This is a genomic window from Rhizobium sp. BR 317 (assembly GCF_047445835.1).
Classification (GTDB): Bacteria; Pseudomonadota; Alphaproteobacteria; order Rhizobiales; family Rhizobiaceae; genus Rhizobium; species Rhizobium paranaense.
The window spans coordinates 42,493-53,971 of sequence record NZ_JARWLB010000005.1; the positions used below are offsets into that span (position 1 = coordinate 42,493).

The window sequence follows — 11,479 nt, forward strand, 5'->3', positions numbered from 1 at the left end:
TATAATGAGCCCGCCAGCACATGGAAGCGACGCGAAACCGCCACCGCAATGGGCCGGTCTTAAGTCGATTAGCTCCGTGCATGAAGCGACCATCCATGCCGCTGTTCTTGCGCTGCTGCCCGATCCCGCAACCGTCCGGAACTGCCTGGATATTGCCGAGGACGCCGCACGCGCTGTCCACGGCACTATGGCGGCAGCCCATATTGGTGCCGATCCCGAAAGGATGATCGCGGCGCCTGAGGAAGTCGACCTGCAGATTCTGCGAGACATGAATGAGGACTCTCCGAGCCAAAGATTCGAGCGGATTGCGGGTGCCTTTGCGGACTGGAAGCGGGTCAGTCCCGACCGTGAAAGCCTGCTATTGGATGATTGCCGCGGCGATCTGAGCCGCTGCGTGACGGCCGAATGCCATGAGACGGCGCTGGTCGTCGCTCCCTGCCATGGCAACATGGATGCCCGCGACGCGTTTTATGATCTGCTGTTCAGGGAACACAAGCTGGTGCTGGTGCCGCCTCCCGATGCTTACACCGGCAATCTTCTGGCCCATGTGGTGATCGGCTGGAAACCGCATGAACATGCGCAACGCGCTGTCGTTGCGGCAAGGCGCTGGCTGGTTGCGGCCGATCGCATCACTGTTCTATGCATCAACGACAAAGCCGACGGAAGCTATCAGCGCACGGCGAGGGAATTACTTGATCAGCTCGGCCTCGAGGGCGAGGTGGTCGCGATCAGTTCCGGAGGCCGGTCGGTCGGAGAAACAATCCTTGATTTTGCCCGTTCCGCGACCGCGACATGTCTGCTGATCGGAGCATTCAAGCACGGATACCTTCTGGAGCTGCTCCTAGGCCGCGTCACGCGCCACCTCCTGTCGCATTCCAAGCTTCCGCTGATGATGAAACATTAGCTCCTTGAGGCGATCGTTTGATTGCCCGCATTTGCGAACAACCTTCGCCGCTACACGCGCTTCAGGATGATGCCGTAGTGATAGGGTGGCAATTCCTCGATGAGGGCGGTGCTAAACCCCGCAGGTTCGACGATCTTTCGCACGGCGTCGGGCGACATGCGCATGTCCGTCCTTGGGCCGCGCGGCTGATCCAGGACGACCGTTTGTTCCCTGGGGATCGGATGCCAGTTGACGATCGCGAACAAGCCGCCCGGCCGCAGGATCTGCCAGGCTGCCCGTGCCAGATCCGGCTTGTCCGGCACGCCATGAAACGTGTTGGCAATCAATACATAGTCGACCGGTTCCGGCAGCAGCGAGACGATCTCGCGCGCATCGGCATTGATCCATAGGCGGACAGTGCCTCCGAGGCGCGCGACCTCGACTTTTGCCTGCTCGATCATCCCTGCATCCAGATCAAGCGCATAGACGCGGCCATCGACAAGACGGGCGAGCGGCGCGGTAAAATAACCATCCCCACAGCACAGGTCGAGCACGGTCATGTCAGGCCGGATGCCGAGATCAGTCAGAACCTCCGCCGGCCGCGGCCAAAGGGCCGCCCACCAATCCCGGTCGGGCATCGAGGTGGCGGGGAACAGATCATCCATTGTTCTTTTCTTTCGACGCGGAGGCCGTTTCCGGCGCGAGGCAGACGATTGTCTTGATGGTAGGCTAGACGGGCTCCTTTCGGAACCCGTCCACACGCTTATTTGGCCGCCGCCGCAATGCTCATCCGCATCATGGAAGCGTGTCGAACTGAGCGCTGTGAAGCCTGGCGTAACCACCGCCGCGGGCCAGCAGTTCCGCGTGCGATCCCTGCTCGACGATGCCATCAGACCCCATGACAATGATGCGATCGGCATTGCGGATGGTCGTCAACCGATGCGCCACCACCAGGGTCGTGCGCCCCTTCGAGAGATCTGCCAGTGCCTGCTGGATGGCATATTCGGTTGCCGTGTCGAGCGCCGACGTTGCCTCATCGAGGATAAGGATCGGCGGGTTCTTGAGGAAGATGCGCGCGATGGCGAGACGCTGCTTCTGCCCGCCCGACAGTTTCACGCCGCGTTCGCCGGTCGGCGTGTCCAGGCCGTCGGGCAGAGAGCGGACAAATTCATCGAGCGATGCGCGCCGCAGCGACTCCATGATGTCCTGATCGGTCGCACCAAGCTTTCCATAGGCGATGTTCTCGCGAATGGTCGATCCGAACAGGAACACGTCCTGCTGCACGATGCCGATCTGGCTGCGCAGTGAAGCCTGCGTCATATCGCGGATGTCGATGCCGTCGACGGTAATGCTACCGCCGGTCACATCGTAGAAGCGCGGTAGCAGCGAGCAGATCGTCGTCTTGCCCGTTCCCGAAGCGCCKACGAAAGCGACCGTTTCTCCGGCCGATATCGTCAGGTTCAGGCCATCGAAGATCGTACCCTGATCCGAATAGCCGAAGCTGACATCCTTATAGACGATATCGCCCTTGAGATGATCGACCACAATCGCATGTGGCCGGTCGGCGAGGTCGGGCTGCGTGTCGATCAGCGACAGGAAGCGTTTGAAGCCGGCAATGCCCTTCGGATACATTTCGAGCACCGACGTGATCTTGTCGATCGGGTGGAAGAAGACATTGATCAGCAGCAGGAAGCTGACGAAGCCGCCATAGGTCAACTCGCCGGAAACCACGAACCAGGTTCCGGCCACCATCACCACGAGCTGCACGAGGCGCGTGCTGAAATAGCTGAGCGCGATGCTGGCCGTCATATAGGCATAGGCATTGAGCTTGGTGGCCTTGTAGTCCTCGTTGTTGCGGGCAAAGAGCCGGCTTTCGTAGTCTTCGTTGGCGAAAGCCTTGACGACACGGATACCGCCGACACTCTCCTGCACGCGGATGTTGAAGTCACCGACCTTGGTAAACAGGCTGCGCCAGTTCAATGTCATCTTGGCGCCATAGCGGCTGACCAGCCAGGTCATGAAAGGCACGATGATGGTCGTCAGCAGCGCCAGCTTCCAATGCACCGAAAACATTAGCAGGAAGGCGCCGATGAAGGTCATGATGGCGATGAAGACGTCCTCGGGTCCGTGATGGGCGATTTCGCCCACCTCTTCGAGATCCTTGGTGACGTGGGTGATCAGATGCCCGGTCCTGTTGTTGTCGAAATAACGGAACGAGAGCTTCTGGATGTGGTCGAAGGCCTGGCGGCGCAAGTCGGATTCGATCGAGATGCCGAGCGCATGGCCCCAATAGTTGACCACGGCCATCAGGCCGGTGTTCAGCGCATAGACAACCAGCAGCAGCGCAGCCGTCGCGGCAATCAGACCCCAGTTACGGCTTGGCAGCAGCTCATCGACAAAGAGCTTGACCGCCAGTGGAAAGCCAAGTTCGAGCAGGCCGGCGATGACCGCGCAGCCAAAATCGAGAAAAAACAGGGTCTTGTAGCGCGCATAATAGGAAAAGAAGCGACGAAACATGAATGCCCTCCAAGGGCACGAGAGATCATATTGTTAGACAAGGATGGACTGAACAGCAGTCCGCATTCGGCATCGCTGTTCAGCGTTGATTGGTGCCGAAATTTCTCATCTAACTGATCTCCCTCATGAGTCGCACAGACCTTATAGCCGACAAACCAGGCGTTGTCATCCCCGACAGGGAATTGGTGTCATCATGCGCGTCGATTTCCTCGCCGCGTGCCGATGTGAGAGCACGCGGCAAGCCTGCACAAGTCCAATTCAGCGCGCGTTATATTTCGCGTCGACCTCATTGATTGCGTTGACGTTTCCGGCAGAACGCCCTTGCTCGTCGAATGTGTGTGCGAGGAAGGTGTCGGCGATTGCCTTGGCAAGCTCCGGCCCGATGACGCGGGAGCCCATCGTGATGATTTGCGCATTGTTCGAAAGCGCCGCACGTTCGGCCGAATAGGTATCATGCGTCAGTGCCGCGCGGATGCCGGGCACCTTGTTGGCCGAAATACTGACGCCGATGCCGGTGCCGCAGACGAGGATCGCCTTGTCATAGGTGCCATCGATGACGCCCGAGGCGACGCGATCGGCAAGGTTTGCGTAGAAAGCATCGGGACCGGCGTCGGTGCGCGACACTTCCTGCACGTCGTAGCGGGCCTTCAGATGTTCGGCGAGAATTTTTGCCAGGCCTTCGCCGGCGCTGTCTCCTGCGATTGCAAGCTTCATCGTCTGTCTCCTTGGAGTTTGGCGGTGCATTGGGCGAGGATGCCGAGATAACCTTCAGCGCTCCAAGCCGAACGACCGATGAAAAGTCCGTCGATATTCGGGCACGATATGAGTTCTTCACAGTTCCCCGGATTGACCGATCCTCCGTAAAGGCAGGGGATTCGTCGGCCGAGTGCATCCTGTGCGACCGATATGATTTCGGCATGGCGTGCATCGGCATAATCTGGCGAGGCGGGAATTCCCTTTTCGCCAATTGCCCATACAGGTTCGTAAGCAAGTAGGATCTGTGCGTCCTTTTGCGCCTCGGACAGCTTCGAAAAAGCACCGAGAACCTGAGCTTTCAAGATATCTGTCGCCCTGCCGCTTTCCCGGTCGGCCAGCGTCTCGCCGATGCAGATGAGCGGGATCAGACCGTGGCGGATAGCGGCTTCAGTTTTCATGCCGACCGTCTCGTTGGTCTCGCCGAAATGCTCGCGGCGTTCGGAGTGGCCGAGTTCGACGATGTCGAGGTTGCAATCCCTGAGCATGAGGGGAGAGATCTCGCCGGTCCAGGCACCCTCATCGGCCCAATGCATATTCTGTGCACCCACCTTTACGGAGGTGCCGGCAAGCAGAGCCTTGACTTGCCGCACCGCCGTAAATGGCGGAATGACGAAACGCTGGATCGTCGGATCCCGCTCGCCATCGGCGGCGCGTAGCGTCTCGGCATAGCTGCTGGCTTCTGCCAGCGTCTTGTTCATCTTCCAACTGGTTCCAATCCAGAATCGAGGGGCGGCGCTCATGTCGTCTCCTAGTCCGAGGCGATGATCAGGTTGATGTTGGCGCGTTCGAGCTGCGCGGCGGCGGCGGGCTCTGGGGTGCTATCGGTGATGATGGCCTCGAAAGCGGAAAGATCGGCCATGACATGCAGGGCCGTATGTCCGATGCGCTGGTGATTGACCAACAGGCAGGCCTTACTCGCAGACGCGATCATGGCCCGTTTCGCGCGTACGACATTGTCATCCATGTGATAGGCGAGGGTGCCGGAAACGGCTGGTGTCGAGATGAAGGCGATATCCGCCCTGAGGCGAAACAATGCTTCCTCCGTCACGACCCCCAGAAATGCGTTGAATTTCGGCGAATATATCCCACCCAGCGCAATCAATGTGATGCCGCTTTCGTTCTTCAATCTCTCGATGATCGCGGCATTATTGGTGATCAGCGTCAGCGGGCGCTTCTGCAACAACATCTCGCCGAGAACCGCTGCCATGGAACCGTCGTTGACMATGACCGTCATGCCCGGCTCGACAAGTTCCAGCGCGCGACGCGCCATGCTGACCTTGGCCTCATTGCCCTGGCGTTCGCGGATGCGGAAGTCGCTTTCGAACTGCATGCCCGCGTCGATCGTCGCGCCGCCCCGGATCTTGCGCAGGACGCCGGCCTGTTCGAGATCATCAAGATCCCTGTGAATGGTCATCTTCGACACGGCAAAGCGATCGGCCAGGTCATCGAGGTCGATGCTTTTATGCTCGATGAGCAGGTTGATGATCGATTGTTGCCGTTCTTCTCGTTTCACCTTGGTGCTCCGGTTCTCTCCGGCTTGGGTGCTTCGGAATGTAACACGTTTATCACATGATTCCACATTAATTTTGTTAGTTTGTTATAATTTTATGTGGCGTGAGACGGCCCCAGAAGCGCCTGGGCCGTTCGTTCGTCGGTAATCAGGCCGTAGAGACACCGGCTTTTGAGGACCGCGCGGATGGCCTCCGCCTTTGCAACGCCGCCGGCCAAGGCGACCAGCCTTTCCTTCTTCGATTTAGGCAAGGAAGCCGACAGCGTTCTCGCCGTCAGCGTCGTCTCGAGAATGCGTCCGTCAGCATCGAAGAAATGCCCGAGTATTTCGCCTACACCGCCCGCGGCCGCGATCTCCGCGATCTCGCGCGGCTCCACCATGCCGGAGAGGACAAGCTGTGCATCGGTATCGACTGTGCCAAGACCGACGAGCTTCAGGTCGGCGTTGTTTGCGAGATCGAACACTTCCTTGACGCCACGCTGAGCAAGCATCACTTCGCGGTCCTCGCCGGTATTGGCGAAAAAAGGCACGGGCATCATATAGGCGTGCGCGCCGGTCTTTTCGGCGATGCGGTGCATCACATCATAGGGATTGGCCACGTAGTTTCTTGACAGGCCGCCGAGCATCGAGACAAATCGCAGCCCCTTCGCGTTCAAACGCGGCATGTGGTGCACGGCCGACGATAATGTCCGGCCATGGCCGAGACCGATGACCTTGTTGTCGCCGCGTTCGATTTCCCGCTTCAGGAAGCCGGCACCGGCCTGGCCGAGGGCGCGAAACTCGAAGCCCTCTTCGCCGAGATCCGGTGCTACCTCGCAATATTGCAGGCCGAAACGTTCCGCCAGACGGGTTTCAAGCTCCACGCATTCGACGATATCGCCGTCGATCGTCACCTTGACGACGCCATCGGCAACCGCCCGTGCGATCAAGCGGTGCGCCTTGACGGAAGGGACGCCAAGGCGTTTGGCGACCTCCGACTGTGTCAGTCCGCCGGCATAGTGCAGCCAGGCAGCACGCACCGCGAGCGACTCATCCGCATCGGCCATCGATTGTCCCCTTCCATTCAGTCCTGCGTTTCACCCAAGGTCGCCCTTTCTCCGGTAGCACCGTTCGATGCCGGCCCATAAAGGCTTCGTTGCTGTTACGGCATCGGTGCTCGACMAAGAATCAAATGCGATGCCGTAACGTTGATGTCCTAAAGCCTTGCCGGGTTCTTGCAACTAGATGCGGAGGCTGCCTGCGCCGGTGTCGATGTGAGGCGCCCAGAAGGCGATGCTTTCAGCGATTTGCGAAACAACTTGACGATCATTGGGTTCGCGCTCCTTGAACGACAGTTCGAGGCAGATCTCGTTGTCCTCAGCGCCGCCCTCGGTGAATGCCTGCAGCAATGGCGAGGGCTGGATACGGCCCCTGGCGTTGAATTCTGCCGTGAATGGCCGATGCCCGCCCTTGTCCATCAGGCTTTGCTTGATGTGGATGATCGGAGAAACCTTGGGAACGGCGCGCGCCCAGGCATAAGGATCATAATCGTCGGGATTTGCCGATGTGACATCGCCATGATCAATGTCGGCCATCATCCACATCGGCACCGCGAGATCGGCAGCCGTCAGGCGGTCCTGCAGCGCAATACATTCATTGATCGTCTCACCGAACTCGCGGCCGATGCTCATCGGCTCCCAGAACACATAGGAAAGGCCGGCTGAACGGGCGTGTTCGGCAACCTCAGCCCAACAATCGATCGCGATCTGGGTAAGGTTCTCCCGCTGTGCCGGATCGTCGAAATCCTTGTAGGTGAAGATGGCGAATTGTGTGCCGACCGACTGGCCCCCGAGATCGGCGATGATGTCGGCGAAGGTCTTGAACCAGTCGACGTAGTAGCGTCGGACATCGGCGTCGGGGTGGCCGAAATGATTGAGACGCCCATAGGGACCGGTCATGCCTGAAGTTACGCGAACGCCGGTGCGCTCCAACGCGGCTCGCATCGTACGGGTCAGCTTCCGGATCACCGCCGCCTGCCAGCTCGGATTGATGAATTCATGCGTCAGTTGCAGATCGCGGATCCKGAGATCGCGTGCAACCGTCTCGATGAGATCGTCCGGCTCGGCAAAACGGTTCACCAGCGGATTGGTGTTGAGTGAAAGTGTCAATGGCATGGGCGGCTCCTCGGATGCGCGGATATCTCAGGCGGCCAAAGCCAGTTCGCTCTCGAACCAAGCCGAGAAATCCGCTTTCTCCTTGGCGGTCATATGCAGGCCTTCCTTGGTGCGTCTCAGGAGAACGTCGTCCACGGTCTGCGCCCATTCGTAGGCAACGAGGTAGCGGACCTCTTTCTCATAGAGGTTGCCGCCGAAATGGCGTCCGAGGCCGGCAAGCGAGGCCGCTTCGCCTACGATGTTCCTGGTCCGCGCGCCATATAGGTGCCCGTAGTGGTTCACGAGCGCGCGCGGCATCCAGGGATAGGCCTCGCGCAGTGTGTCGGTGAAGCTGGCATAATCGGCATTCGGAATGTCGCCGCCGGGCAATGTCGCAGCACGGGTCCAGTCGCTGCCCATCTTGGGGAAGAATTTGGCGAGCCTCTGCAGGGCGTGTTCGGACAGCTTGCGGAACGTCGTGATMTTGCCGCCGAAAACATTGAGCATCGGTGCGCCGCCGGTTTCGTCGAGGTCGAAGACATAGTCGCGCGTCACGGCGGAAGGATTGCCCTGACCGTCGTCGAACAGTGGCCGAACGCCGGAGAAGCTTGAGATCACGTCGGAACGGCGCAATTTCTCCTTGAAATAGCGGTTCACGGCGGCGATCAGATAGTCCATCTCCTGCTCGTCGGCTTTCACCTCTTCCGGCTTGCCCTCGTAGGGAATATCGGTGGTGCCGATCAGGGCCATGTCGCCTTCATAGGGGTTGATGAAGATCACGCGCCGGTCATGGTTCTGGACCAGATAGGCATGCTGACCGCTCCAGAATTTCGGGACGATGATATGGCTGCCCTTCACGAGCCGGACCTTGCGGTGGCTGTTGGAGCCGGCGACACGGCCGATGATATCGTTGACCCAGGGGCCTGCGGCGTTCACAAGAGCGCGTGCCCGCACCGTGCGGAGGTCGCCGGAACGCTGGTCGCGCATCTGGACGAGCCAACTGCCATTGTCGCGCCGGGCGCTGATGCAGGCGGTGCGCGTCAGGATCTTGGCACCCTTCTCAGCGGCATCGAGGGCGTTCAGCAACACGAGCCGCGCATCGTCGACCCAGCAATCGGAATATTCGAAGCCCCTGGTATATTGATCGACGATCGGCGTGCCTTCCGGATCCCGGCTGAGATCGAGGGAGCGGGTGCCGGGCAATCGCTTGCGGCCACCCAGATGGTCGTAGAGGAAGAGGCCGAGGCGGACGAGCCAAGCGGGGCGATCCGTCGGGCTGTGCGGCAGCACGAAACGCATTGGCCAGATGATGTGACTTGCGGAATTCAGCAGCACTTCGCGCTCGATCAGGGCTTCGCGCACCAGGCGGAATTCATAATATTCAAGATAGCGCAGACCGCCGTGGACGAGCTTCCCGGATCKGGACGACGTGCCTTCGGCCAGATCATCCTTTTCGCAGAGCATGACGGAGAGACCCCGACCGGCTGCGTCCCGGGCGATGCCGGCGCCGTTGATGCCGCCTCCGATCACGAAGAGATCGAGGATTTCGGATTCAGTCATTTCATGCTCCTTCGGATGCCGTGCGCATCAAAAATCATCTCTCTTGCCCCTATGGCTGCGTCGCGAGCTTGTCCCATGCGGGTGCGATCGCCTGCCGCACGTCCAGATAGGCTGGGAACAATCGATCGTAGCGGCGCGCCTGTTCCGCATCGGGCGCTTCGGCTTCGCCGAGCAGCGGGGTGACCCATTCGGCAATGCAGTCGTCCATGGTCGCATAGGCGCCGATTGCGACCGCGGCCATCATGGCAACACCGGCAGCTCCCGCCTCCTGGCGTTCGGAAATCCGGACCGGCGCGCTGATGGCGGCCGAGAGCGATTGCCGTAGCGCGCGGCTTCGCGCGGCTCCGCCGGTCATTCGCAGCTCAAGCGGCATATCGCCCATCGCCGCGTAGCAATCGCGCGTCGCCATGCCGAGGCCTTCGACCACGGCGCGAACCAGGTCTGGGAAGCCGTGGCGGATGGAGAGCCCGGTAAAACCGGCGCGCGCGTGGGCGTTGACGAAGGGTCCGCGTTCTCCCGCCTCAGAAACATAGGGGTGATAGAGAATGGAGCCGGGGCGGCTTTCAGCGAACCATGTGTCGATCCGGGAAATGAGGTCCGAGGCGGCAACGGGCTTGCCCGCCTCCGACATCAGGTCGGCGGCGATCTGCAGAATCCAGTCGATATTGATCGTCGCGCCCATATTGGTCTGAACCTGGGTGACGATGCCGGGGATCGGTAGGGCGATCACATAGCCGGTGCCCTCGGCATTGAGCTGGACGTCGGAGACCGCCTTGGCGCGCATGTGCACGCCCGTCGAACCGATCGTCGAGCAGGCGGCGTTCTGGCCTGCGGTTCGCACTCCGGCGCCGAGTGCCGTCATGACCATATCGACGTAGCCGAGACAGACCGGCGTGCCCGCCCCAAGTCCCGTCTCGCCTTCTGCCCCCCCCGACGAATCGTACTGGCGCGTGCGGAAATTGCCGAAGGTGAAGCTTGCCTCGGACGGATCGGTTGCGCGGACGCCGGTGAGATTGAGGTAGAGCCAATCCTTGCAATGAAGGGCCGTCTCGGCTCGATCCAGAAGCTCCGGCATATAGCGGTCCATATGCGCGAGCTGCGGGCCTTGTTGGCAGGTGTTGAGCCCTGTGCCGGTTGCCTCGAAGCGGGCGCGATTGTAGGGATGGCCGTTCAGGCGGCTGACCGTCGAAGCGGCCCTTGCATCGAGCCAAAGCCAGGCATCGCCGACGGGGACATTGCCGGAGCCGACGAGCCAGGTGCCGTCGCCCTGACCGGTGACGCCGATGGCGGCGGTGCGCGCGGCAAGGTCGTTGACCTTTTCGACGAGCCCGCGCAGGGCGCTGACGCAGTCCGACCACGTGCGGTCAAGCGGCTGCGTAGCGGAACCATCATCCCCCATCGTATATTGATTGCGAGCCGAGGCGGCGGCGATCTGCCGGCCTGAAAGTTCGAAGGCGACGGCCTTGATAACGGATGTCCCCGCATCAATTCCGATAATGATCGGGTCGTTGCTAGGCATTGGGCGATAGCTCCCACGCACCGAGATCCGCCTCAGCGGCCAGTCCTTGTGTGAACTCCATTCCTTGCTCCTCCCCAATCGCCCGACCTGAGATCTTCACGGTCCATGCCGAAAACTGCTCCCACGGCGCGATCTTGATAAGCCGCATTCTCACGCTACAAATCGCAATCAGATTATAACATAGAAATCTCATATCGATMGTAATAATTTTCTAGCAATGTAATTTTTTTCATATAAAATAGGTCGTGTCAATTGTTGCGATCGCTCGAAGGTACGTGGATTCCGCGTGGGTGAACGCCGTGTGGCTTGGACACGTAGCGTTTGCAGCCMAAAATCMTGCCAATCGAAGCGCATGGTGGAATCGCGTCATATATTTTTGATATTTAACGATATTTTCTAAGAGAATTCATTCGGAAATGCTGAATTTAATGTTTCGAGCGCCAAGGCGCTGGCGGCAATGACAAATATGTCGGCTGCTGCAGTTTGTTCTACGGGGAACATGAGAGGAAGTTGCCGAGGGTGCCAGAGTGCAGTTGACACATTCGGAAAATTATAACATGCTTGGTGATGTTAATAACATTCTTATATCGTAACTGACGTCG

10 protein-coding genes are annotated in these 11,479 nt (G+C 59.7%); 1 reads left to right on the plus strand and 9 read right to left on the minus strand.

Annotated elements, in window-relative coordinates:
* The first annotated feature begins 4 nt into the window (after nt 1-4).
* Entirely contained in the window at nt 5-904 is a 900-nt protein-coding gene (locus tag QD357_RS09525; protein ID WP_183937821.1) for a universal stress protein, read from the plus strand.
* 50 nt (nt 905-954) lie between these two features.
* Here the strand turns inward: QD357_RS09525 and QD357_RS09530 are convergent, their stop codons facing one another.
* From QD357_RS09530 to QD357_RS09570, 9 genes are all read right to left on the minus strand, one after another.
* On the minus strand, nt 955-1,548 hold the full coding sequence (locus tag QD357_RS09530) for a class I SAM-dependent methyltransferase (protein WP_183937823.1): 594 nt from the start codon (nt 1,546-1,548) through the stop codon (nt 955-957).
* Nucleotides 1,549-1,678: 130 nt separating this feature from the next.
* Nucleotides 1,679-3,400: an ABC transporter ATP-binding protein gene (locus tag QD357_RS09535; protein ID WP_183937825.1), complete on the minus strand. Its 1,722-nt coding sequence runs from the start codon at nt 3,398-3,400 to the stop codon at nt 1,679-1,681.
* A 258-nt stretch (nt 3,401-3,658) separates the two neighbouring features.
* Complete coding sequence (locus QD357_RS09540; protein ID WP_183937827.1) at nt 3,659-4,114, minus strand: RpiB/LacA/LacB family sugar-phosphate isomerase; 456 nt, start codon at nt 4,112-4,114, stop codon at nt 3,659-3,661.
* Nucleotides 4,111-4,896 (minus strand): triose-phosphate isomerase, encoded by a 786-nt coding sequence (locus QD357_RS09545; protein WP_183937829.1) that lies wholly within the window; start codon nt 4,894-4,896, stop codon nt 4,111-4,113. The genes QD357_RS09540 and QD357_RS09545 overlap by 4 nt, the downstream gene beginning before the upstream one ends.
* 8 nt (nt 4,897-4,904) lie before the next feature.
* Nucleotides 4,905-5,669, minus strand: a complete 765-nt coding sequence (locus tag QD357_RS09550; protein ID WP_414124164.1) for a DeoR/GlpR family DNA-binding transcription regulator — start codon at nt 5,667-5,669, stop codon at nt 4,905-4,907.
* Nucleotides 5,670-5,761: 92 nt separating this feature from the next.
* Entirely contained in the window at nt 5,762-6,712 is a 951-nt protein-coding gene (locus QD357_RS09555; protein WP_183937833.1) for a sugar-binding transcriptional regulator, read from the minus strand.
* A 174-nt stretch (nt 6,713-6,886) separates the two neighbouring features.
* Entirely contained in the window at nt 6,887-7,819 is a 933-nt protein-coding gene (locus QD357_RS09560) for a sugar phosphate isomerase/epimerase family protein (protein WP_183937835.1), read from the minus strand.
* Between the two features lie 27 nt (nt 7,820-7,846).
* On the minus strand, nt 7,847-9,358 hold the full coding sequence (locus tag QD357_RS09565) for a glycerol-3-phosphate dehydrogenase (protein ID WP_414124165.1): 1,512 nt from the start codon (nt 9,356-9,358) through the stop codon (nt 7,847-7,849).
* Nucleotides 9,359-9,407: 49 nt separating this feature from the next.
* Nucleotides 9,408-10,877 (minus strand): FGGY family carbohydrate kinase, encoded by a 1,470-nt coding sequence (locus QD357_RS09570; protein WP_414124166.1) that lies wholly within the window; start codon nt 10,875-10,877, stop codon nt 9,408-9,410.
* Between the last annotated feature and the right edge of the window lie 602 nt (nt 10,878-11,479).

Excerpts from the sequence above, each read along its gene's own strand:
- QD357_RS09545 (WP_183937829.1), bottom strand. The coding sequence starts at position 4,896 with ATGAGCGCCGCCCCTCGATTCTGGATTGGAACCAGTTGGAAGATGAAC.
- QD357_RS09530 (WP_183937823.1), bottom strand. The coding sequence starts at position 1,548 with ATGGATGATCTGTTCCCCGCCACCTCGATGCCCGACCGGGATTGGTGG.
- QD357_RS09525 (WP_183937821.1), top strand. The coding sequence starts at position 5 with ATGAGCCCGCCAGCACATGGAAGCGACGCGAAACCGCCACCGCAATGG.
- QD357_RS09540 (WP_183937827.1), bottom strand. The coding sequence starts at position 4,114 with ATGAAGCTTGCAATCGCAGGAGACAGCGCCGGCGAAGGCCTGGCAAAA.
- QD357_RS09555 (WP_183937833.1), bottom strand. The coding sequence starts at position 6,712 with ATGGCCGATGCGGATGAGTCGCTCGCGGTGCGTGCTGCCTGGCTGCAC.
- QD357_RS09570 (WP_414124166.1), bottom strand. The coding sequence starts at position 10,877 with ATGCCTAGCAACGACCCGATCATTATCGGAATTGATGCGGGGACATCC.